Origin of the sequence: Streptomyces pseudogriseolus, from assembly GCA_002154585.1 — a bacterium.
In the GTDB taxonomy this organism is placed as follows: Bacteria; Actinomycetota; Actinomycetes; order Streptomycetales; family Streptomycetaceae; genus Streptomyces; species Streptomyces pseudogriseolus.
In genome coordinates, this window is the sequence record MUNG01000097.1 from 1 (window position 1) to 22,377 (window position 22,377).

Below are 22,377 nucleotides of genomic sequence, written 5' to 3' on the forward strand. Positions count from 1 at the left end.
GCCGCCGCGGCGGCAGTACCCCAGACCCAGAAGACGCGCAACAGCGACAGCGCCGCTCCGAAGACGGAGGCGCCCGCACCGACGACTTCCCTGTGGTCCTGGTCCCTGATCAGGGCACTGCCCCCCACGATGAAGCAGCGCATCCACGCCGAGGCGCACGGCAAATCCCCCAGCTGCCGGCACCGGCCCCTCTCGGACACGGCCGCGGAATCCGACACCGAGGCGGCACAGGACGGTTCCTCCGAACGCCCCGAGTCGGAACTGGTCCCCGCGCACTGCTCCCCGGACACGGCGACCACCCTGCCCGCTCCCGCCTCCGCCCGGATCCCGCTCCAGCGCTGAGGCCGCCGCGCCCCCGCTGCTTCTTCCGACCCGACCCTCCTCGTGCCGTCGCTGCTTCACCGGAGTCCTGGCGAACTTGCGTACAGCACAACGGCACGACACGAGCAGAGAGAACGAAGACCCCGGTCGCCCGCCGACCGGGGTCCGGGTCATGTCCGCACCGCGCGCCCGCACACGGCGGTGTGAGGCGCTGTGCGGCTCCCGTAGCACTTGGCGCACCGCAGGACCCTCGACAGGGCCTCAGAGCGGGTCGAGACGCCTTCTCAGCAGGCAGAACACGTTGCCCTCAGGATCGGCGAGGATATGCCACGACTCCTCACCGGTCTGCCCGACGTCGGCCGGCCGCGCCCCGAGCCCCAGCAGACGCTCCAGCTCGGCGTCCTGGTCGCGGTCGGTGGCGTTCACGTCGATGTGCAGCCGGGTCCTGTCCGGCTGCGGCCGCTCCTGCTTGCTGAGGACGATCGTCGGCTGCGCCCCGCCGAACCCCTCCCGCGGACCGATCTCGATGTCCTCCCCGTCACGGTCCAGCTCCACGAAGTCGAGCACCTCGCACCAGAACCGCGCGAGCAGCTCCGGGTCCCGGCACTCCAGCACCAGTTCACTGATCCGACTCGCCATGAAGCCCCACCTTCCCATCGGAAGCACGAGCCCGCGACCGTACCGCCCGTCGCCCACGCGACGCGACGGATTTCGGCGGACCACGGCTCAGCCGGCGCCGCGCAGGTCGGTGACGACACGGAAGCGCTCCAGGACGACCGGCGTCGTGTCGTCCACGGCGAAGTCCGGGTCGCCCAGCGCCGCCCGCATCTCCGCGCTGCCCCAGAACCGCTCATGGCCCGCGCGCCACTCGGCCACGCCGGCGTATCCCTCCCCCTCGTCCACCGCGTGAACGGCATCCACCCGCGCCAGCGGGACGACACGCACGCCGGTCACCTCGAGGACCGCGACCGGCCGGCCGTCCGAGTCGACGAGCACCGAACGGTCCCCGGCCTTTGGCAGGGGCTCCCCCTCACGCTCGTACTCGGCGACGAGTCCTGTCGTGGCGGTCTTGGAGCCGTCGAGGACCGCCGCGACCAGCCGGTCGCGCAACGGGCCGGGAAAGGCGAACTCCGCCGTGGGCAGCGCCGCGACGTCCGCGGGGGGCGACGTGGGATCGGATGTCATCCGGCGACCGTAACCGGCCCGTGCCGGGCACGCATCGCAAAAACCCCCGGTCCGAGTGGACCGGGGGTTTCCGTGCTGTGGGGCTAACAGGATTTGAACCTGTGGCCTCATCCTTATCAGGGATGCGCTCTAACCAACTGAGCTATAGCCCCGCCGCGCTTTGCGGGGGTGTGTCCCGCGCGCTGACTCCTGAAGATTAGCGCACGACCGGGGCAGTCCCAAAATCGGTTTCCCCCGGGCCGTCAGCGCGGCCCGGGAGCGCCTGCCAGGCTGGTCACTCGTCCTCGGCCAGCGTCAGCTCGACGCCGCCCACGAAACCGGCCGACAGGTTGTAGATGAACGCGCCCAGGGTCGCCAGCGCCGTCGCCAGGACGACGTCGATGACGGCGATGACCGTCGTGAACAGCAGGACGTTCGGCAGCGACAGGAACGACTGGAGGTCGAAGCCGTTCGACCCCTCCGAGCCGGTCGCCTCGGAGATCGTGCCGCCGACGGTCGAGAAGACGCCCATGGCGTCCATGACCATCCACAGCACCGCGGCCGCCACGATCGTGCAGATGCCGAGCGCGATGGAGATCAGGAAGCTCACCTTCATGACCGACCACGGGTCGGCCTTCGCCACGCGCAGGCGCGCCTTACGCACGCGCGGGGTGGTGCTCGCGCCCGTGCGGGGACGGCGCACCGCACCGGTGCGGCCGGCGGCGGCGCCCGCCTGGGCCGGATAGGCCTGCGGCGGGTGGTACGGGCCCGCCTGCTGCTGCGGCTGCCGTTCCCCCGGCAGCGGTGAGGCCGCCTGGGCGGCCGCACCCTGCGCGGGTGCGGCCTGCGGGCCTCGGGTGTCCGTCACGGTTCCCCCCTGGGATCCCTGCCTGGTCGACGAGGAGGCGTCGGAGACCGGCGCCTTGATCGCTTTGAGATTGGTCGTGTGCGGATCTGACGCCCGCGCGGCGGAGCCACGGCCGCCGCCGTCCGTTCCCGTACTGGTACCGGCCGGTCCGGCGCCCGTGGCTCCGCTCACGCTGACTCACTCCTCGTGCTACTCGGACGAGGGCGCCTCGCCCTGGTCCGTACCGGTGGTCGCGTCCCCGTCGGCGGTGTCGTCCACGGCCACGTCGCCGTCGACTTCCTCCGCCTCGCGTCCTGCTTCGGCGTTACGGGCGATGCCGACCACGGCATCGCGCTTGCTCAGGTTGATCAGTTGGACGCCCATGGTGTCACGGCCGGTTTCCCTGATCTCGTTGACTCGCGTACGAATCACACCACCCGACAGCGTGATGGCGAGGATCTCGTCGGTCTCCTCGACCACCAGCGCGCCGACGAGCGACCCGCGGTCCTCCACGATCTTGGCGGCCTTGATGCCGAGGCCGCCGCGGCCCTGGACGCGGTACTCGTCGACGGCGGTCCGCTTCGCGTACCCGCCGTCCGTGGCAGTGAACACGAACGTACCGGGTCGAACAACATTCATCGAGAGCAGCTCGTCCCCTTCGCGGAAACTCATGCCCTTGACGCCCGAGGTGGCGCGGCCCATGGGCCGCAGCGCGTCGTCCGTCGCCGTGAACCTGATCGACTGTGCCTTCTTGCTGATCAGCAGCAGATCGTCCTCGGACGAGACGAGTTCGGCGCCGATCAGTTCGTCGTCGGTTCCGTCCTCGCGCTCACGCAGGTTGATCGCGATGACACCGCCGGACCGCGGGGAGTCGTAGTCCTTCAGCGGGGTCTTCTTCACCAGGCCGGCCTTGGTGGCCAGGACCAGGTAGGGCGTCGCGTCGTAGTCGCGGATGGCGCGGATCTGGGCGATGGTCTCGTCCGGCTGGAAGGCCAGCAGGTTCGCCACGTGCTGCCCGCGCGCGTCGCGTCCCGCGTCGGGCAGCTCGTACGCCTTCACGCGGTACACACGGCCCTTGTTGGTGAAGAACAGCAGCCAGTGGTGCGTGGTGGAGACGAAGAAGTGGTTGACGATGTCGTCTTCCTTGAGCTTCGCCCCGCGCACACCCTTGCCGCCGCGCTTCTGCGCCCGGTAGTCGTCGGTCTTGGTGCGCTTGATGTAGCCGCCGCGCGTGACCGTGACGACGATGTCCTCCTCGGCGATCAGGTCCTCGATGGACATGTCGCCCTCGTAGGGGATCAGCTTCGTCTTGCGGTCGTCGCCGTACTTCTCGACGATCGCGGCCAGCTCGGCGCTCACGATCCCGCGCTGGCGGACCGGGGAGGCCAGGATCTCGTTGTACTCGTTGATCTTCGCCTGGAGCTCGTCGTGCTCCTGGACGATCTTCTGGCGCTCCAGGGCGGCCAGCCGGCGCAGCTGCATCTCGAGGATGGCGTTGGCCTGGATGTCGTCGATGTCGAGGAGGTCCATCAGGCCGCCGCGCGCGATCTCGACGGTGTCGCTGCGCCGGATCAGCGCGATGACCTCGTCGATGGCGTCCAGGGCCTTCAGCAGACCGCGCAGGATGTGCGCCCGCTCCTCGGCCTTGCGCAGCCGGAAGCGCGTACGGCGGACGATGACCTCGATCTGGTGCGTCACCCAGTGGCGGATGAACGCGTCCAGCGACAGCGTGCGCGGCACGCCGTCGACCAGGGCCAGCATGTTGGCGCCGAAGTTGGTCTGGAGGTCGGTGTGCTTGTACAGGTTGTTCAGCACGACCTTGGCGACCGCGTCCCGCTTCAGCACGATGACCAGACGCTGGCCGGTCCGCGAGGACGTCTCGTCGCGCACGTCGGCGATGCCGCCGATCTTGCCGTCCTTCACCAGGTCGGCGATCTTCTGCGCGAGGTTGTCGGGGTTGGTCTGGTACGGCAGCTCCGTGACCACCAGGCACTGGCGGTTCTGGATCTCCTCGACCTCGACCACCGCGCGCATGGTGATCGAGCCGCGGCCCGTGCGGTACGCCTCCTCGATGCCCTTGCGGCCGACCACCAGGGCGCCGGTCGGGAAGTCGGGGCCCTTGATGCGCTCGATGAGCGCGTCCAGCAGCTCCTCGTGCGACGCCTCCGGGTTCTCCAGGTACCACTGGGCGCCGGCGGCGACCTCGCGCAGGTTGTGCGGCGGGATGTTGGTCGCCATGCCGACCGCGATACCGGCCGAGCCGTTGATCAGCAGGTTCGGGAACCGGGCCGGCAGGACGGTCGGCTCCTGGGAGCGGCCGTCGTAGTTGTCCGTGAAGTCGACGGTCTCCTCGTCGATGTCACGGACCATCTCCATCGACAGCGGCGCCATCTTGCACTCGGTGTAGCGCATGGCCGCCGCCGGGTCGTTGCCCGGGGAGCCGAAGTTGCCGTTGGAGTCGACGAGCGGCATCCGCATCGACCAGGGCTGGGCGAGCCGGACCAGGGCGTCGTAGATGGAGCTGTCGCCGTGCGGGTGGTAGTTGCCCATGACGTCGCCGACGACGCGGGCGCACTTGTAGAAGCCGCGCTCGGGGCGGTAGCCGCCGTCGTACATCGCGTACAGCACGCGGCGGTGGACGGGCTTGAGGCCGTCACGGACGTCGGGCAGCGCACGCGAGACGATGACGGACATCGCGTAGTCGAGGTACGAACGCTGCATCTCCGTCTCGAGCCCGACGGGCTCGACGCGCATACCGGCCGCGTCCGCGTCCTCGAGAGGCGTGACGGGAGTGTTCTCGTCGGTCATTGCTGGTGAAGGTCCTTCCTGGTGCGGTCAGCTGAGACCGACTCAGATGTCGAGGAAGCGGACGTCCTTGGCGTTGCGCTGGATGAACGCGCGGCGGGCCTCGACGTCCTCGCCCATCAGGACGGAGAAGAGGTCGTCGGCCTGGGCGGCGTCGTCCAGGGTGACCTGGCCGAGGACCCGGTGCTCCTGGTCCATCGTGGTGATGCGCAGCTCCTCGGCGTTCATCTCGCCGAGGCCCTTGAAGCGCTGGACGGAGTCCTCACGGATGCGCTTGCCCGCGTTGCGGCCCATCTCGATCAGCGCGTCGCGCTCGCGGTCGGAGTACGCGTACTCGAAGTCGTCCTTGCCCCACTTGATCTTGTAGAGCGGGGGACGGGAGAGGAACACGTGCCCGGCCTCGACCAGCGGCCGCATGAAGCGGAACAGGAACGTCAGCAGCAGGGTGTTGATGTGCTGGCCGTCGACGTCGGCGTCCGCCATCAGGATGATCTTGTGATAGCGGAGCTTCTCGATGTCGAAGTCCTCGTGCACGCCGGTGCCGAACGCGGAGATCATCGCCTGGATCTCCTGGTTCTGCAGGATCCGGTCGATGCGCGCCTTCTCGACGTTGAGGATCTTTCCTCGGATCGGGAGGATCGCCTGGTACTCGGGGTTGCGGCCGGACTTGGCCGAGCCGCCGGCGGAGTCACCCTCGACGATGAAGATCTCGCACTTGGTCGGGTCGTTCGACTGGCAGTCGGACAGCTTGCCCGGCAGCGACGCCGTCTCCAGCAGGCCCTTGCGGCGCGTCAGGTCGCGCGCCTTGCGGGCCGCCACGCGCGCGGTGGCTGCCGCGATGCCCTTGCGGACGATGTCCGCGGCCTCGTTCGGGTTGCGGTCCAGCCAGTCGGCGAGGTGCTCGTAGACGACCTTCTGCACGAAGGTCTTCACCTCGGTGTTGCCCAGCTTGGTCTTGGTCTGGCCCTCGAACTGCGGCTCGCTCAGCTTGACCGAGATGATCGCGGTCAGACCCTCGCGGATGTCGTCGCCGGTGAGGTTGTCGTCCTTCTCGCGGAGCAGCTTCTTGTCGCGCGCGTACTTGTTGATCAGCGAGGTGAGCGCCGCACGGAAGCCCTCCTCGTGCGTGCCGCCCTCGTGCGTGTGGATGATGTTGGCGAACGAGTACACGCCCTCCGTGTAGCCGCCGTTCCACTGCATGGCGACCTCGAGCGACAGGTGCCGCTCCTTGTCCTCCGCCTCGAGGTCGATGACGGTGGGGTGAATCACCTCGCCCTTGCGGGAGTTGAGGTACTTCACGAAGTCGACGATGCCGCCCTCGTAGTGGTACGAGACGCTCTTGACCTCGTGCTTCTCGTCCTCGCCCGCCTCGTCCGCGCCGGCGGTCGCCTTCGCCGACTCACGCTCGTCGGTGAGGTTGATCCGCAGGCCCTTGTTGAGGAACGCCATCTCCTGGAAGCGCCGGGAGAGCGTCTCGAACGAGTAGTCCGTGGTCTCGAAGATGTCGCCGTCGGCCCAGAAGGTGACCGACGTGCCGGTCTCCTCGGTCGCCTCGTGCTTCTGCAGGGGCGCCGTGGGGACGCCCAGCTTGTAGTCCTGCGTCCAGCGGTGGCCGTCGGTCTTCACCTCGACGGCGACGCGCGTCGACAGCGCGTTGACCACGGACACGCCCACGCCGTGCAGACCGCCGGAGACCGCGTAGCCGCCGCCGCCGAACTTGCCGCCCGCGTGCAGCACGGTGAGGACGACCTCGACGGCGGGCTTGCCCTCGGAGGGGACGATGCCCACGGGGATGCCACGGCCGTTGTCGACGACGCGGACGCCGCCGTCGGCCAGGATCGTCACGTCGATGGTGTCCGCGTAGCCGGCCAGCGCCTCGTCGACCGAGTTGTCGACGACCTCCTGCACCAGGTGGTGCAAGCCCCGCTCGCCCGTCGACCCGATGTACATGCCGGGTCGCTTGCGGACCGCGTCCAGGCCCTCGAGGACGGTGATGGCACTCGCGTCGTACGACGTGGCGGCGTCTCCGGTCGAGGAGCTCGCCGCGTCGCCGGCGGCGGTGTCGGTGGACGGGATGTTCTCGTTGGGGTTGCCGGAATCGGCCACGAAGCGCCCTTTCTGGCACAGCACGAGCCGGGCTCGTCGGCAGGTTGCCGGAGCGGCTGCGGCATGTTGCGTTGGTAAGCCTTGATCAGCGTTGCTCAGCGTCTTCCCGGGCGGTCCCCACGATCGGGGCGGGATTGTCTTCCAGTCTACCGGTAGCACTGACATCGATGGGGGTTTGCGGGTACCTGAGTCCGCATGTGCCGCCCCGAAACGGCCTCGCCCGACTCCCGATATGCGGATGGGGGCTCCAGAGGCCCCACGAGGGCACTCAGCGCTTCCGGCCGTCAACCCTTGGCTACTTAGGAGTCAGGTGGCGGCGCGCGGCCCCGTCCGGGGGCACGACGAAGCGGGCATCCGCCCCGCGAAAGCGGTGCCCGGACGCCCGAATGTGATGTCCCTCACGTGTGCACGGCGAGGCGGAAAAAGCCCCCGGATCACCCGTACGTGTCCCCGGGACCGGTGCTCCCCGGGGCGCGCAGCGGCCCGTAGCGGCGGGCCGGCCCGGCGGGTCCGGCCACCTTGATCAGCCGCACGGTGCCGTGCCCGAGGTCATCGTTGAGCCGGGCCACGAGCGTCGGCGCCAGCAGCCGCAGATTGGTCGCCCACGCCGTGGAGTCGCAGCGCACCACCAGCACACGCTCGTCCTCGTCGTACCGCTCCGGCTCGCAGTGCTTGGCGACGTCCTCGCCGACGATCTCCGGCCAGCGCCCCATCACCCCGCCGACCGCCGCCGGGGCCTCCCAGCCGCGCTCGGTGAGCAGCCGGTTGATCGCCGCGCCCAGCGCCATCGGGTCACGCCGGTCGGTACGGGCTCCGGAGCGCAGGCCCCCGCGCCGCGCCTGCTTCTTCTGCTGCGCCGCGTCCCCACGCGCGCGTGCCGCCTCGCGGGCCGCGCGCAGCGCCACCCGGGCCAGGTCGACGCCTGAGGGCTCGGGGTCCTTCCCGGCGCCGCCGGCGGACGGCTTCTCCCCGCTCACGCGCGCTCCACCATGCCCTCGGACACGGCGAACCGCGCGCCCGCCAGCACGTGCGGCACGTCGTCGTCGACGGCGGCCGTCACCAGCACCTGCTCACCGGGGGCCACCAGCTCGGCCAGCCGCTCCCGGCGGCGCGCGTCCAGCTCCGCGAACACGTCGTCGAGCACCAGCACCGGCTCGTTGCCCTCGGCGCGCAGCAGGTCGTACGAGGCGAGACGCAGCGCCAGCGCGTAGGACCACGACTCGCCGTGCGAGGCGTAGCCCTTGGCGGGCATCTGGCCCAGCTTGAGCAGCAGGTCGTCACGGTGCGGGCCGACCAGGGTCACCCCGCGCTCGATCTCCTGCTTGCGGGACTCGGCGAGCGCGGCGATCAGCTGCTCGTACAGGTCCTCACGGGTGTGCGCCTCGCCCGGCGCGGACGGCCGGTACTCCAGCGTCACCGGGCCGCCGCCCGGCGCCAGCTGCTCGTACGCCTTGTCGGCCAGCGGCTGGAGCGAGGCCACCAGGTCCAGGCGCTGCGCCAGGAGCTCGGCGCCCACGCGCGCGAGGTGCTGGTCCCACACGTCGAGCGTGGACAGGTCCAGCGTGCGGCCCCCGTGCCGGCGGGCCAGCGCCGCCGACTTCAGCAGCGTGTTGCGCTGCTTGAGCACCCGGTCGTAGTCGGAGCGCACGCCCGCCATGCGCGGGGAGCGCGCCGTGATCAGCTCGTCCAGGAAACGCCGGCGCTCGCCCGGGTCGCCCTTGACCAGCGCCAGGTCCTCGGGCGCGAACAGCACGGTCCGCACGATGCCCAGCACGTCACGCGGCCTGACCTGCGAGGACCGGTTGATGCGGGCGCGGTTGGCGCGGCCCGGGTTGAGCTCCAGCTCGACCAGCTGCTGCCGGTCGCCCTGCCGGACCTGGGCCCGGACGATCGCGCGGTCGGCTCCCATGCGCACCAGCGGGGCGTCGGAGGACACCCGGTGGCTGCCGAGGGTGGCGAGGTAGCCGACCGCCTCGATGAGGTTCGTCTTGCCCTGCCCGTTGGGACCGACGAAGGCCGTCACCCCGGGGTCGAGCGAGACCTCGACCCGGGGGTAGGAGCGGAAGTCGGCCAGCGACAGATGCGTGACGTGCATGATCGTTCCGCCGACCTCCTCCGGCGTCGCGGACCGCGGGCGCGGTCCTGTGGACAGGTGACGTCCCTGTGGATTACTTCTTCTCGACCGCGTGGCCGCCGAACTGGTTCCGCAGCGCCGCGATCATCTTCATCTGCGGCGAGTCCTCCTGGCGCGAGGCGAACCGGGCGAACAGCGAGGCCGTGATCGCCGGCAGCGGGACCGCGTTGTCGATGGCGGCCTCCACAGTCCAGCGTCCCTCACCGGAGTCCTGTGCATAACCCCGGAGCCCCTCCAGGTGCTCGTCCTCGTCGAGCGCGTTGACCGCGAGGTCGAGCAGCCAGGAGCGGATGACGGTGCCCTCCTGCCAGGAGCGGAAGACCTCGCGGACGTCGGTCACCGAGTCGACCTTCTCCAGCAGCTCCCAGCCCTCGGCGTAGGCCTGCATCATGGCGTACTCGATGCCGTTGTGGACCATCTTGGCGAAGTGGCCCGCGCCGGCCTTGCCGGCGTGCACCGACCCGAAGTCGCCCTCCGGCTTGAGGGCGTCGAATATCGGCTGCACCTTGGCGACGTCCTCCGCGGAGCCGCCGTACATCAGCGCGTAGCCGTTCTCCAGGCCCCAGACGCCGCCGGAGACGCCGCAGTCGACGAAGCCGATGCCCTTGGCCGCCAGCTCCGCGGCGTGCTTCTCGTCGTCGGTCCAGCGGGAGTTGCCGCCGTCCACCACGACGTCGCCGGGCGCCAGCAGCTCGGCCAGCTCGTCGACGGTGGACTGGGTCGGCTCACCGGCCGGGACCATCACCCACACCACGCGGGGGCCGCTGAGCTTGCCCACGAGCTCCCGCAGGCTGTGGACGTCGGCGAGGTCCGGGTTGCGGTCGTACCCGAAGACGGTGTGGCCCGCGCGGCGCAGCCGCTCGCGCATGTTGCCGCCCATCTTGCCGAGACCGACGAGACCGAGCTCCATCAGATGTGTTCCTTACGGTGGTTGCGACGGGACGTGACGGCACTCGCGTGCCGGCGTCCGAGCCTAAACCCGGACTCTCGCGCACATCTGTGGGCATACGCGCTCACACGCCCGTCCCCACCTGCGGCTTCCCCCGCGGCCGCGGATCAGCCGCTGAGCCGCACCGGCATGATCAGGTACTTGTAGGCATCGTCCGCCTCCGCGTCCATCGCCGGGCGGCCGCTGAGCAGCGCCGGCTTGGTGGACGTGGTGAACGACAGCTGGGCCACCGGGGAGTCGATGGCGCTCAGGCCGTCCAGCAGGAACGTCGGGTTGAAGGCGATGGAGATGTCGTCGCCCTCGAGCTGGGCGTCGACCCTTTCCACAGCCTGTGCGTCGTCACTGGAGCCGGCCTCCAGGATGAGCACGCCCTGCTCGAAGCTCAGCCGCACCGGGGTGTTGCGCTCGGCGACCAGGGCCACGCGCTTCACGGCCTCCACGAAGGGGGCGGTTTCGATCACGGCGACGCTGTTGAACTCCGTCGGGAACAGCGTGCGGTACTTCGGGAGGTCGCCCTCCAGCAGACGCGTGGTGGTGCGGCGTCCGGCGCCCTCGAAGCCGATCAGGCCCTCGCCCGCACCCGAGCCGGACAGCGCCAGGATCACCTGGTCGCCGCTGGTCAGCGCCTTGGCAGTGTCCTGGAGGGTCTTGGCGGGCACCAGGGCGACCGCGGAGACCTCCGGGTTCTCCGGCTTCCACAGGAACTCGCGGACCGCGAAGCGGTAGCGGTCGGTGGAGGCCAGCGTCACCGTGTCGCCCTCGATCTCGATGCGCACACCGGTGAGGACGGGCAGCGTGTCGTCACGGCCGGCCGCGATGGCGACCTGCTGCACGGCGGAGGCGAAGACCTCGCCGGGGACCGTGCCCGTCGCGTTCGGCATCTGCGGCAGGGCCGGGTACTCCTCCACAGGCAGTGTGTGGAGCGTGAACCGCGAGGAGCCGCAGACCACCGTCGCCCGTACACCGTCTGTGGAAATCTCCACCGGGCGGTTGGGCAGGGCGCGGGAGATGTCGGCCAGCAGGCGGCCGGAGACCAGGACCGTGCCCTCCTCCTCGACCTCGGCCTCCACCGACACGCGCGCGGAGACCTCGTAGTCGAAGCTGGACAGGCTCAGCTGGCCGTCGTCGGCCTTGAGCAGCAGGCCGGCGAGGACAGGCGCCGGCGGACGGGCCGGGAGGCTGCGAGCCGCCCAGGCCACTGCCTCCGCGAGTACGTCGCGTTCCACCCGGATCTTCACTGTTGCCGCCTCCTGCTGTTGCCGGCGCTTCTCGCCCTGCCTGGCTTCGTCGTCTGACTCGGTGTCGTCGGCCCCTCGGAGGGGAAGGACACCGGGGTCCAGTCTGACGCACCGCACTGACAGTAGGTGCCCGTCGGGGTCAAGTCGTGACGAGTGGCAGGCGGGGCCGAGACAGCGAGTTGTGCACAGGACCCTCTTCGAAACGAATTCCTCGCTCTCTATGGTCGGGAGTAGTAGTAGGGCCTGTGGATACCGTGGATAACCTCGTTTGCGCAGCTCAGCGCCGGTTTTTTGTCCACGGGCCCTGTGGGCGGCGGCGGTGGACAACCGGGCCTCGCTGTGGAGAACGGAAAGTTCTGCACATCCCGTGCACAGGGAGGGCCGAGTTCTCCCCAGACGCGTCCCCAGGTTTGCGCTCCTTTCCCACAGCCCCCTTCGGCAGCTCGATGTGACGGCTTTCACTCGGGCCGGTGAGGAGGCGCGCCGCGTTGCCGAACAGTGGACAGCCATGTGGAGAAGCGGCCGATCACTGGGGACAACCGGCCGCAGCCTGTGGGAAGCCCGTGGACAACTCGATGCACAGGCTGTGGATCACCGCGTCGTCCACAGTCTGTGGAGATCGTTTGTCCACGGATCCACAGGCAGGTGACCTGCGCGGACAGCTTCTCACCAGGGGTGCCTGTGGACGGCGTTGGGACAACTTCGCGGTCCCCAGCGTGTGGACGGGAAAAAGTCGCCGAATCTGTGGAGGAAGGCCGTAACCCGCGGCTGGAATCGAACACCGGGGACGTCGCGGGCTCGGCGGTCGGGGAGGCGGAAGACGCGTCAGGGGCGGCGGGGGACGCCTCGGAGAGCCGGGACGCGGAGTCGCACGCGGCTGGGAGAGCCGTGGGACGGCGTACCGGGAAGCCGGGAGCACGAAAAAAGGGCGCCCCCGGATGGCTCCGGGGGCGCCCTCGCGCGCAGGAATGCGGGCCGTCAGCCGGCCTTGATGCGGTTGGTCAGCTCGGTGACCTGGTTGTAGATGGACCGCCGCTCGGCCATCAGATTGCGGATCTTCCGGTCGGCGTGCATCACCGTCGTGTGGTCCCGCCCGCCGAACAGCGCGCCGATCTTCGGCAGCGACAGGTCCGTCAGCTCACGGCACAGATACATGGCGATCTGCCGTGCGGTCACCAGCGCGCGCCCGCGCGAGGTGCCGCACAGGTCCTCGACGGTGAGCCCGAAGTAGTCGGCGGTCGCGCCCATGATGGCCGTCGAGGTGATCTCCGGGGCCGAGTCGTCGCCCCCGGGCATCAGGTCCTTGAGGACGATCTCCGTGAGCCCCAGGTCCACCGGCTGCCGGTTGAGCGACGCGAAGGCCGTCACCCGGATCAGCGCGCCCTCCAGCTCGCGGATGTTGCGCGAGATGCGGGAGGCGATGAACTCCAGCACCTCCGGCGGGGCGTTGAGCTGCTCCTGGACCGCCTTCTTGCGGAGGATCGCGATGCGCGTCTCCAGCTCCGGCGGCTGCACGTCGGTGATCAGGCCCCACTCGAAACGGTTCCGCAGCCGGTCCTCCAGCGTCACCAGCTGCTTGGGCGGCCGGTCGCTGGACAGCACGATCTGCTTGTTGGCGTTGTGGAGCGTGTTGAACGTGTGGAAGAACTCCTCCTGCGTCGACTCCTTGTCCGCCAGGAACTGGATGTCGTCGACGAGCAGGATGTCCATCTCGCGGTAGCGCTTGCGGAAGCTGTCGCCCTTGCCGTCGCGGATGGAGTTGATGAACTCGTTGGTGAACTCCTCCGAGCTCACGTACCGCACGCGCGTGCCCGGGTAGAGGCTCCGCGCGTAGTGCCCGATGGCGTGCAGCAGATGCGTCTTGCCGAGGCCCGACTCGCCGTAGATGAACAGGGGGTTGTACGCCTTCGCCGGCGCCTCGGCGACGGCCACCGCCGCCGCGTGCGCGAAGCGGTTGGACGCGCCGATGACGAACGTGTCGAAGAGGTACTTCGGGTTCAGCCGCGCGGTCGGCTCGCCGGGACCCGTCGCCGGGGCCGGCTGCGCCGCCAGCGGACCGGGCGCGCCCGTCGTCGGCAGGTTCGGGCCGACCGGGCCGCCGCGGTGGACGTGTCCCGAGCCGGGCGGCGGCTCCGGCAGGTCGCGGCGCCGGTCGTCGCGCTGGTCGTAGTCGCCGCGGGACGGCTCGTAGTCGGAGCGCTGGTCGTAGGACGGGCGGTCCACAGGCTGGGGACGGTAGTCCTGGGAGGACGGACCGCCGTACGAGTCCGAGCCGTACGAGTCCTGCGTGCCGTACGGATCCTGCGCGCCGTACGGGTCCTGCTGCGGGGAGCCGTAGGAGTCCTGGGACGGCGAGGCGTACGGGTCCCGGTCGGGGAAACCGAGCCGCTGCTGCTGCCAGCCGTAGTCGTCCTGCGAGGGCCGCGGCCAGGAGCCGGGCTCGGGGCGCTGGTACTCCGAAGGGTAGGCGGGGCGCGCCGAGGGCAGCTGGTCGTCCGGCCGGCCCTGCTGCTCGCCGCGCCGGCGGTCGTACCCGCCGTACCCCTCGTACGGCTCACGCTCCTGGTACGGCTCGCGCTCCTGCCGGTCGCGGTGGTCCGGGCGCTCCGGACGCTCCGGGTGGACCGGGGGCAGCTCCGGCTCCTCGTAGCGCGGCTGCGGACGGGGAGCGGGCGCCGGCGTGGCGGGCGGCTCGCCGGCGGTCTCGTCGACCGTGATCGCGATACGGATCGGGCGGCCGCACTCACGGCTCAGGCTCTCGCTGACGACCGGGGCCAGACGTCCCTCGAGGACACCCTTGGCGAACTCGTTGGGCACGGCGAGCAGCGCGGTGTCGGCGACCAGGGCCAGCGGCTGGCAGCGCCGGATCCAGTGTTCGTCCTTGCTCTCGACACCTTGTCCACGGCCCTCGCCGAGCAGTTGCTCCAGTACGCGTGGCCACACTGCGGCAAGATCGGCAGGTACGTCAGCCACAGGGCACGCTCTCTCACAGGTCCCCCGATCGTGTGATGCGGGGGACGGGTCGGGATGTAAATCGGGTGGTGAAGGGTCAAGGGAACGAATCGGAGTCCAGTCACGGTAGTCAGCGCGACCGGTACGGTTCAAGTTGTTGTCCCCAGGCTGTGGACAAGTGTCTCCCGGCGACCGTCGGTTTGACCGAATGGCGCAGCCGCGCGTACCGTAACCAGGTCGAGTTGTCGATGGCTGCTGCCGCCTGCCTCCGATGGGCACAGATCGCGCAAGGTGATCGGTCAGCGGTGCACTCGGGCGTAACGCGAGCTACTCGTGGGCGCACGGTGACAGCCAGGACGGCACCCCGCAAACACCGATTCTTTCTGGAGCCCCCGAGTGAGCAAGCGCACCTTCCAGCCGAACAACCGTCGTCGCGCCAAGACCCACGGCTTCCGGCTGCGTATGCGCACCCGTGCCGGCCGCGCGATTCTCGCGTCCCGCCGCAGCAAGGGTCGCGCCCGTCTGTCCGCCTGATCCCGGTCAGGTCATGCCGTCGTGCTGCCCACCGAGAACCGGCTGAGGCGGCGCGAGGACTTCGCGACCGCGGTACGACGAGGACGCCGGGCCGGGCGCCAGCACCTCGTCGTCCATCTTCGTAGCGGTGCAACGGACCCGCATGCGCCTGGGGAGAGCGCTCCCCCGACGCGTGCGGGTTTCGTCGTGAGCAAGGCCGTGGGCGGAGCTGTGGTGCGCAACAAGGTGAAGCGGAGGCTTCGCCATCTGATGCGCGAGCGAGTCGACCAGCTGCCCCCCGGTAGCCTGGTAGTGGTACGAGCGCTGCCCCCCGCGGGCGACGCCGACCACGCACAGCTGGCCCGAGACCTGGACGCCGCTCTTCAGCGGCTGCTGGGAGGGGGCGCGCGATGAAGTACCCGCTGCTGGCACTGATCAAGCTCTACCAGTGGACGATCAGTCCGCTGCTGGGCCCGGTGTGCAAGTACTACCCGTCGTGCTCCCACTACGGCTACACGGCCATCGACCGGCACGGTGCCGTCAAGGGAACAGCACTCACGGCCTGGCGCATCCTGCGGTGCAATCCGTGGTCGCTGGGCGGCGTGGACCATGTCCCGCCGCGCAAGCGCCCTCGATGGCACGAGATGCTGCGTAACGCCTGGCGTGCACGCAAGGGCGGGACCTCCGCCGTTGAACCGGCCACCGAGGGACAGGCTTCTCCCACAAGTCCTACGAGTCCGTCGGACCCGGCCGCAGAGACCCCGTCCCATGCCCAAGGAGCATGATTAGTGGACACGATTGCCAGCCTCTTCAGCTTCATCACGACACCTGTCTCCTGGGTCATCGTCCAGTTCCACAGCGTGTACGGCTCCATCTTCGGGCCCGACACAGGGTGGGCCTGGGGCCTGTCCATCGTGTCCCTGGTGATTCTCATCCGCATCTGCCTGATCCCGCTCTTCGTGAAGCAGATCAAGGCGACGCGCGCCATGCAGACGCTCCAGCCGGAGATGAAGAAGATCCAGGAGCGCTACAAGAACGACAAGCAGCGCCAGTCCGAAGAGATGATGAAGCTCTACAAGGAGACGGGCACCAACCCGCTCTCCTCGTGTCTTCCCATCCTGGCGCAGTCGCCGTTCTTCTTCGCCCTGTACCACGTGCTCAACAGCATCGCGTCGAACGACACCATCGGCGTGATCAACGAGCGACTGCTGGAGAGCGCCCAGAAGGCCCACATCTTCGGCGCCCCGCTCGCCGCGAAGTTCACGGACAGTCCCGACAAGGTCGAGGCGCTCAACTCGTCGCTGACCGACGTGCGGGTCGTCACGGCGATCATGATCGTCCTGATGTCGCTGTCGCAGTTCTACACGCAGCGCCAGCTGATGACGAAGAACGTCGACACCACGGTGAAGACGCCGTTCATGCAGCAGCAGAAGATGCTGATGTACGTCTTCCCCGTCATCTTCGCCGTCTTCGGCATCAACTTCCCCGTCGGTGTCCTCGTCTACTGGCTGACCACCAACGTGTGGACCATGGGCCAGCAGATGTACGTCATCCACAACAACCCGACCCCGGGTTCCAAGGCCCAGGCCGCCTACCTGGAGCGCCTCTCCAAGCACGTCGCCCGGCACGGCAAGACCCGCAACCGCCGGGAGCGCGCCATCGTCAAGGCGATCGTCACCAAGGGCCGCGACCGCAACGAGTACGAGCGCAAGTTCATCAACGGCCTGAACAAGGCCGGTCTCGCCGCGCAGGCCGACGGCACGGTGATCAAGAGCGAGAGCAGCGCCGCCGCCCAGGCCGAGGGCGGTACGACGACCGCCACCGCCGCCCCCAAGCGGCAGCAGCCCAAGCGGCAGCCCAAGTCCAAGCGCCACTCCGGCGCGGTCAAGCCGGCGGGTGAACCCACCTCGCTGACCAAGGCCGACGCACCGCAGGACCAGGACGCCAAGCCCGCGGCCACGAAGGGCAACGCCAAGCCCGCCGGCAACGGCTCCACCCGCAGCAGGGCCCAGTCCGGACAGCGCAAGGGCCCGCAGCGGCCCAAGTCCCCGTCGAAGAAGTAAGAAGGAGTCCATCCCGTGACGGAAGGCACCACCGCGGCCGCTGCCGAGGGCGCAGACACCCTGACCCGCCTCGAGCAGGAAGGCGAGATCGCGGCGGACTACCTGGAGGGTCTGCTCGACATCGCCGATCTCGACGGCGACATCGACATGGACGTCGAGGCCGACCGCGCCTCTGTCTCGATCATCAGTGACACGGGCAGCCGCGACCTGCAGAAGCTCGTGGGCCGCGACGGCGAGGTGCTGGAGGCTCTCCAGGAGCTCACGCGCCTCGCGGTCCACCGGGAGACCGGCGACCGCAGCCGCCTGATGCTCGACATCGCCGGCTACCGCGCCCGCAAGCGCACTGAGCTCGCCGACCTGGGCGCCAAGGCCGCGGCCGAGGCCAGGAGCAGCGGCCAGCCCGTGCGGCTCGACCCGATGACCCCGTTCGAGCGCAAGGTCGTGCACGACGCCGTCAAGGCGGCCGGCCTGCGCAGCGAGTCCGAGGGCGAGGAGCCGCAGCGCTTCGTCGTCGTGCTTCCCGCCTGACCGGCTCCACCGGTCCATCGGCCCCGTCTGTTGCGCAGGCGGGGCCGCTCTTTGTCAGCCTGATAGTTCTGGTTCTGGTGTCGGCGTCCGTGTCGGCACGGTACGGAAGGACGGTCCACCGTGACGGAGGCAGCGGAGCTTCCCCCCGCACCCGAGCAGGCCCGTGAGGTGTTCGGTGAACGCTTCGCGGACGCGGTCCGGTACGCCGAGCTGCTCGCCGAGGCGGGCGTCCAGCGCGGCCTGATCGGTCCCCGTGAGGTGCCCCGCCTGTGGGAGCGGCACCTGCTGAACTGCGCGGTGCTCTCCGAGGTCGTGCCCGAAGGCGTCACCGTGTGCGACGTCGGCTCGGGGGCAGGACTGCCGGGCATTCCGCTGGCCCTGGTCCGCGAGGACCTGAAGATCACCCTGCTGGAGCCGCTGCTCCGCCGTACCAACTTCCTGACCGAGGTCGTGGAGCTGCTCGGCCTGGACCATGTGACGGTGGTGCGGGGACGCGCCGAGGAGGTCATGGGCAAGCTGCCTCCGGTACACGTCGTGACCGCGCGCGCCGTCGCGCCGCTCGACCGTCTGGCCACCTGGGGCATCCCCCTGCTGCGGCCCTACGGGGAGATGCTCGCGCTCAAGGGTGACACCGCGGAGGAGGAGCTGAAGAGCGCCGCCACCGCCCTCACGAAGCTGGGCGCCGTGACCACGTCGGTCGTGCACGTGGGTGAGGGCGTGGTGGATCCCGCGTCCACCGTGGTGCGGGTCGAGGTCGGGGAGAGTCCCGGCGGTGTGCGCTTCGCCGCCAAGCGCGCCAAGGCAGCCCGCACCGGACGGGCCCGTCGCCGCCGCGGGTAGTCGTATCCCCCTCATCGTGAAGCTGTGAGGAGGAGTGTCACGGCGACGCACGTCGCGATCACGCGCCCGGCCTTTGTGGTCGGGCGTACTCCACACAAGCTGCCAAACCCACGCATGCCGGAGTGTCGCGGCAGCACCGCCTCCACCGCTGTGCATCGTGTTTCACGTGAAACGTCGCTCACTGCTGCACGGCATCATCAGTCGGGGCCGCGCTGCGGCCGAACCTCGTGACCGGAAGCCTCTCGGTTCCCTGGACGAGAGCTCCCCTCCACGCGAGACACCTGCCCCCTCACGGGGCACGGAGTTGTCCACAGAGGTGGATTTCTCCACAGAACGTCAGGCCTCACTGGTTCGCGACCCCGAAGGCATGGGAGGCTCTGTTCATTGCGAGCCTGAAGTCGAGGAGAGTGAATCCTTGCGGTCCGACGCCAACATCGCGGGACCGATGACCGATCCGGTCCCCGGTCCCCGTACCGAATCGATGGGGGCGGATGTTTCACGTGAAACACCGCCTCCGATGGACGACACTCCCATCGGTCGCGCTGCCCAGCTGGCGGTGGAGGCTCTGGGCCGTGCCGGTGAGGGGCTGCCGCGCCCTGAGCAGACCCGGGTCATCGTGGTCGCCAACCAGAAGGGCGGCGTGGGGAAGACGACCACCACCGTCAACCTGGCCGCCTCGCTCGCTCTGCATGGCGCACGCGTCCTGGTGATCGACCTCGACCCGCAGGGCAACGCGTCCACCGCCCTGGGGATCGACCACCACGCCGAGGTGCCCTCCATCTACGACGTCCTGGTGGAGAGCAAGCCGCTGGCGGAGGTCGTCCAGCCCGTCCCAGATGTCGAGGGCCTCTTCTGCGCCCCCGCCACCATCGATCTCGCCGGTGCGGAGATCGAGCTGGTGTCGCTGGTGGCGCGGGAGAGCCGGCTGCAGCGGGCCATCCAGGCCTACGAGCAGCCGCTCGACTACATCCTCATCGACTGCCCGCCGTCGCTCGGCCTTCTCACGGTCAATGCCCTGGTGGCCGGCCAGGAGGTGCTCATCCCGATCCAGTGCGAGTACTACGCACTGGAGGGACTCGGACAGCTGCTGCGCAACGTCGACCTGGTGCGAGGCCACCTCAACCCCACCCTGCACGTCTCGACGATCCTGCTCACCATGTACGACGGTCGGACGCGGCTTGCCTCCCAGGTCGCCGAGGAGGTGCGCACCCACTTCGGCGATGAGGTTCTGCGTACCAGCATCCCCCGCTCCGTCCGTATCTCGGAGGCGCCGAGCTACGGGCAGACGGTGCTGACTTACGATCCTGGATCGAGCGGTGCTCTCTCGTACTTCGAGGCGGCCCGTGAGATCGCGCTGAGGGGCGTCGGTGTCCACTACGACGCGTCACAGGCGCACATCGGCGCACAGCAGACTGAACCGAACATGGTGGAGGGCGTGCAGTGAGTGAGCGACGGAGGGGGCTGGGTCGTGGGCTCGGAGCACTGATCCCCGCTGCCCCGACAGAGAAGACGGTGCCGCCGGCCGCACTGGGCGGGACGGCCTCCCCGTCGCCCGCAGCGGTTCCGGTCCTGCCGAACGAGCGCGGAGTGGCCGCCGCGAAGGTGGCCACGCTGTCCTCTGTTTCACGTGAAACAGAGGACGCCACAGCGGCGGGCCCGTCGGTGCCGGCCGCGCCGATGGGTGCTCACTTCGCCGAGATTCCCCTCGACGCCATCACGCCGAACCCGCGGCAGCCCCGTGAGGTCTTCGACGAGGACGCCCTGGCCGAGCTGATCACCTCCATCAAGGAGGTCGGTCTGCTCCAGCCCGTGGTCGTCCGCCAGGTGGGTGGCGGCCGGTACGAGCTCATCATGGGTGAGCGCCGGTGGCGTGCCTGCCGCGAGGCCGGCCTCGCGGCCATCCCGGCCATCGTGCGGGCCACGGACGACGAGAAGCTCCTCCTGGACGCGCTGCTGGAGAACCTGCACCGTGCACAGCTGAACCCGCTGGAAGAGGCCGCCGCCTACGACCAGCTGCTCAAGGACTTCAACTGCACGCACGACCAGCTGGCCGACCGCATCGGCCGCTCCCGGCCCCAGGTGTCCAACACCCTGCGTCTGCTGAAGCTGTCCCCGACCGTGCAGCGTCGTGTGGCCGCCGGAGTGCTCTCCGCCGGGCACGCCCGCGCCCTGCTGTCCGTCGAGGACTCCGAGGAGCAGGACCGGCTGGCCCACCGCATCGTGGCCGAGGGCCTCTCGGTGCGCGCCGTCGAAGAGATCGTGACCCTGATGGGCTCGCGGCCGCAGAAGGCTCAGCGCTCCAAGGGGCCGCGTGCGGGAGCCCGGGTGTCCCCGGCCCTGTCCGAACTGGCGACGCGACTGTCGGACCGCTTCGAGACCCGGGTGAAGGTCGACCTCGGCCAGAAGAAGGGCAAGATCACCGTCGAGTTCGCCTCGATGGAGGACCTGGAGCGCATCCTCGGCACCCTCGCCCCCGGAGAGGGCCCGGTGCTCCAGTCCAGCCTCGTGGATGAGGACGACGTCGAGGAGACCGATTCCTGAAGGGTCGCCTCGCTCGGTCCGAGAGTCGGCCAGGGCGGGCCGTGTTCCGGTGGTTACCGGAACACGGCCCGCCCTTTGCCTTGTGGCGGTATCGGCGGAATCGCTTCATGGATACGATGTGTTCGTATATGGCGCATCCACCCGGCAACACCTCTGAGAGTAGGCAGGGGCCATGCGAATGACGAGCCGCACCGGACTGATGAGCGCGGGGCTGGGGGTCGGTGTCGTCAGCGGCTTCATCGGGGGCCTGCTCAGAGAACGGAGTGCTCTGACCGCCGCCCGTGTGGCAGCGGGCGCAGGAAGCGAGGAACAGCCTTCATGGGCCGTCGGCTCGTACCGCTCACGCTGGACAACCTTCCGGACCTCCCCCAGCGCTGCCGTGCGTGCGTCTTCTGGGAGCTCGACCCCGTCAGCGGCGAAGCAGCGGTAAAGGCGGGCACCGCAGCGCTCGAGAAGGAGTCCTGGATCTCGGCCGTCCTGCTCGACTGGGGATCGTGCGGCCGCGTCGTCTATGTGGACGAGGTCCCGGTGGGCTACGTCCTCTACGCGCCCCCCGCCTATGTGCCGCGCTCCACAGCATTCCCCACCAGCCCGGTGTCCCCCGACGCGGTGCAGCTGATGACCGCGTTCATCCTGCCCGACTACCAGGGGCAGGGACTTGGCCGCGTCATGGTGCAGACGGTGGCGAAGGATCTGCTGCGCCGGGGGTTCAAGGCGATCGAGGCCTTCGGTGACGCCCGGTGGAAGGAGCCGGCCTGTGTGCTCCCGGCCGACCATCTGCTCGCTGTGGGCTTCAAGACGGTTCGGCAGCACCCTGCCTCCCCCCGGCTGCGTCTGGAGCTGAGGTCGACGCTCTCCTGGAAGGAAGACGTGGAGATGGCACTCGACCGGCTGCTGGGTGCGGTACAGAAAGAGCCGGCCCTGCGTCCGCTTTAGTCCCGTTCACACGAATGGGCCGACCCCGAAGGGTCGGCCCATTCGTGTTTCACGTGAAACATGCACCGCAGTGGAGGCGGCCCGTCACTACTCGGCGATGAAGTCCTCGAGGTCGCGCACGATCGCGGCCTTCGGCTTGGCGCCGACGATGGTCTTGGCGACCTCGCCGCCCTGGTAGACGTTCAGGGTGGGGATGGACATGACGCCGTACTTCATCGCCGTGTCCGGGTTCTCGTCGATGTTGAGCTTGACGACCTCGATCTTGTCTCCGTACTCGGCGGCGATGGCCTCGAGGGACGGAGCGATCTGACGGCACGGACCGCACCAGGCGGCCCAGAAGTCCACCAGGACAGGCTTGTCGCTCTTGAGGACGTCCTGCTCGAAGGAGTCGTCGGTCACGTTCTTCAGGGTGCCGGCCACAGCGGGCTCCTTAATCGTTG

Annotated in this window: 21 protein-coding genes and 1 tRNA gene; 10 read left to right on the forward strand and 12 right to left on the reverse strand. The window is 69.4% G+C overall.

Translation table 11 applies throughout. From position 1 onward, the window contains the following. Nucleotides 1–342: DUF6344 domain-containing protein (locus CCN29_RS10345; protein WP_086681192.1), on the forward strand; the 342-nt coding region annotated here is incomplete at its 5' end. A gap of 240 nt (nucleotides 343–582) precedes the next feature. On the opposite strand, the gene CCN29_RS10350 is transcribed toward CCN29_RS10345, so the two are convergent. From CCN29_RS10350 to dnaA, 11 genes are all read right to left on the reverse strand, one after another. After that, nucleotides 583–960, reverse strand: a complete 378-nt coding sequence (locus CCN29_RS10350) for a VOC family protein (protein ID WP_086681175.1) — start codon at nucleotides 958–960, stop codon at nucleotides 583–585. Between the two features lie 87 nt (nucleotides 961–1,047). Further along, entirely contained in the window at nucleotides 1,048–1,506 is a 459-nt protein-coding gene (locus CCN29_RS10355; RefSeq protein ID WP_086681177.1) for an ASCH domain-containing protein, read from the reverse strand. Between the two features lie 78 nt (nucleotides 1,507–1,584). After that, nucleotides 1,585–1,658 (reverse strand) — tRNA-Ile (locus CCN29_RS10360). A gap of 122 nt (nucleotides 1,659–1,780) precedes the next feature. Then, complete coding sequence (locus CCN29_RS10365; RefSeq protein ID WP_086681180.1) at nucleotides 1,781–2,524, reverse strand: DUF3566 domain-containing protein; 744 nt, start codon at nucleotides 2,522–2,524, stop codon at nucleotides 1,781–1,783. An 18-nt stretch (nucleotides 2,525–2,542) separates the two neighbouring features. After that, nucleotides 2,543–5,140 carry a DNA gyrase subunit A gene (gene gyrA, locus CCN29_RS10370; RefSeq protein WP_006134082.1) on the reverse strand — a complete coding sequence of 866 codons (2,598 nt, stop codon included), beginning with the start codon at nucleotides 5,138–5,140 and terminating at the stop codon, nucleotides 2,543–2,545. Between the two features lie 42 nt (nucleotides 5,141–5,182). Continuing rightward, on the reverse strand, nucleotides 5,183–7,243 hold the full coding sequence (gyrB, locus tag CCN29_RS10375) for a DNA topoisomerase (ATP-hydrolyzing) subunit B (RefSeq protein WP_006134081.1): 2,061 nt from the start codon (nucleotides 7,241–7,243) through the stop codon (nucleotides 5,183–5,185). 434 nt (nucleotides 7,244–7,677) lie between these two features. Beyond that, a complete protein-coding gene (locus tag CCN29_RS10380) occupies nucleotides 7,678–8,220 on the reverse strand; it encodes a DciA family protein (RefSeq protein WP_086681183.1) in 543 nt (180 codons plus the stop codon). After that, on the reverse strand, nucleotides 8,217–9,338 hold the full coding sequence (gene recF, locus CCN29_RS10385) for a DNA replication/repair protein RecF (protein ID WP_086681185.1): 1,122 nt from the start codon (nucleotides 9,336–9,338) through the stop codon (nucleotides 8,217–8,219). The genes CCN29_RS10380 and recF overlap by 4 nt, the downstream gene beginning before the upstream one ends. 73 nt (nucleotides 9,339–9,411) lie before the next feature. Beyond that, nucleotides 9,412–10,287, reverse strand: coding sequence for a phosphogluconate dehydrogenase (NAD(+)-dependent, decarboxylating) (gene gnd, locus CCN29_RS10390; protein WP_006134078.1), 876 nt, complete (start codon nucleotides 10,285–10,287; stop codon nucleotides 9,412–9,414). Between the two features lie 146 nt (nucleotides 10,288–10,433). Beyond that, nucleotides 10,434–11,564, reverse strand: a complete 1,131-nt coding sequence (gene dnaN / locus CCN29_RS10395) for a DNA polymerase III subunit beta (protein WP_006134077.1) — start codon at nucleotides 11,562–11,564, stop codon at nucleotides 10,434–10,436. A 978-nt stretch (nucleotides 11,565–12,542) separates the two neighbouring features. Further along, nucleotides 12,543–14,537 (reverse strand): chromosomal replication initiator protein DnaA, encoded by a 1,995-nt coding sequence (gene dnaA, locus CCN29_RS10405; RefSeq protein WP_078592307.1) that lies wholly within the window; start codon nucleotides 14,535–14,537, stop codon nucleotides 12,543–12,545. Between the two features lie 375 nt (nucleotides 14,538–14,912). Between dnaA and rpmH the strand changes: the two genes are divergently transcribed. From rpmH to CCN29_RS10450, 9 genes are all read left to right on the forward strand, one after another. Then, nucleotides 14,913–15,050: a 50S ribosomal protein L34 gene (gene rpmH / locus CCN29_RS10410; RefSeq protein WP_003956500.1), complete on the forward strand. Its 138-nt coding sequence runs from the start codon at nucleotides 14,913–14,915 to the stop codon at nucleotides 15,048–15,050. A gap of 21 nt (nucleotides 15,051–15,071) precedes the next feature. Beyond that, nucleotides 15,072–15,443: a ribonuclease P protein component gene (gene rnpA, locus CCN29_RS10415; protein WP_006134075.1), complete on the forward strand. Its 372-nt coding sequence runs from the start codon at nucleotides 15,072–15,074 to the stop codon at nucleotides 15,441–15,443. Then, the gene (yidD, locus tag CCN29_RS10420; RefSeq protein WP_006134074.1) at nucleotides 15,440–15,814 is read left to right on the forward strand and encodes a membrane protein insertion efficiency factor YidD; all 375 of its coding nucleotides are present in this window, start codon (nucleotides 15,440–15,442) and stop codon (nucleotides 15,812–15,814) included. The genes rnpA and yidD overlap by 4 nt, the downstream gene beginning before the upstream one ends. Nucleotides 15,815–15,817: 3 nt before the next feature. Beyond that, a complete protein-coding gene (gene yidC / locus CCN29_RS10425) occupies nucleotides 15,818–17,092 on the forward strand; it encodes a membrane protein insertase YidC (RefSeq protein ID WP_006134073.1) in 1,275 nt (424 codons plus the stop codon). Between the two features lie 15 nt (nucleotides 17,093–17,107). After that, complete coding sequence (locus CCN29_RS10430; RefSeq protein ID WP_006134072.1) at nucleotides 17,108–17,620, forward strand: Jag family protein; 513 nt, start codon at nucleotides 17,108–17,110, stop codon at nucleotides 17,618–17,620. Between the two features lie 120 nt (nucleotides 17,621–17,740). Then, nucleotides 17,741–18,460, forward strand: a complete 720-nt coding sequence (rsmG, locus tag CCN29_RS10435) for a 16S rRNA (guanine(527)-N(7))-methyltransferase RsmG (protein WP_006134071.1) — start codon at nucleotides 17,741–17,743, stop codon at nucleotides 18,458–18,460. A gap of 367 nt (nucleotides 18,461–18,827) precedes the next feature. Further along, complete coding sequence (locus CCN29_RS10440) at nucleotides 18,828–19,904, forward strand: ParA family protein (protein WP_078592309.1); 1,077 nt, start codon at nucleotides 18,828–18,830, stop codon at nucleotides 19,902–19,904. Continuing rightward, on the forward strand, nucleotides 19,901–21,001 hold the full coding sequence (locus CCN29_RS10445; RefSeq protein WP_031018116.1) for a ParB/RepB/Spo0J family partition protein: 1,101 nt from the start codon (nucleotides 19,901–19,903) through the stop codon (nucleotides 20,999–21,001). Before CCN29_RS10440 ends, CCN29_RS10445 begins: the two co-directional genes overlap by 4 nt. Before the next feature lie 318 nt (nucleotides 21,002–21,319). Beyond that, a complete protein-coding gene (locus CCN29_RS10450) occupies nucleotides 21,320–21,937 on the forward strand; it encodes a GNAT family N-acetyltransferase (RefSeq protein ID WP_006134068.1) in 618 nt (205 codons plus the stop codon). Nucleotides 21,938–22,024: 87 nt separating this feature from the next. Here the strand turns inward: CCN29_RS10450 and trxA are convergent, their stop codons facing one another. Next, entirely contained in the window at nucleotides 22,025–22,357 is a 333-nt protein-coding gene (gene trxA, locus CCN29_RS10455) for a thioredoxin (protein WP_006134067.1), read from the reverse strand. Between the last annotated feature and the right edge of the window lie 20 nt (nucleotides 22,358–22,377).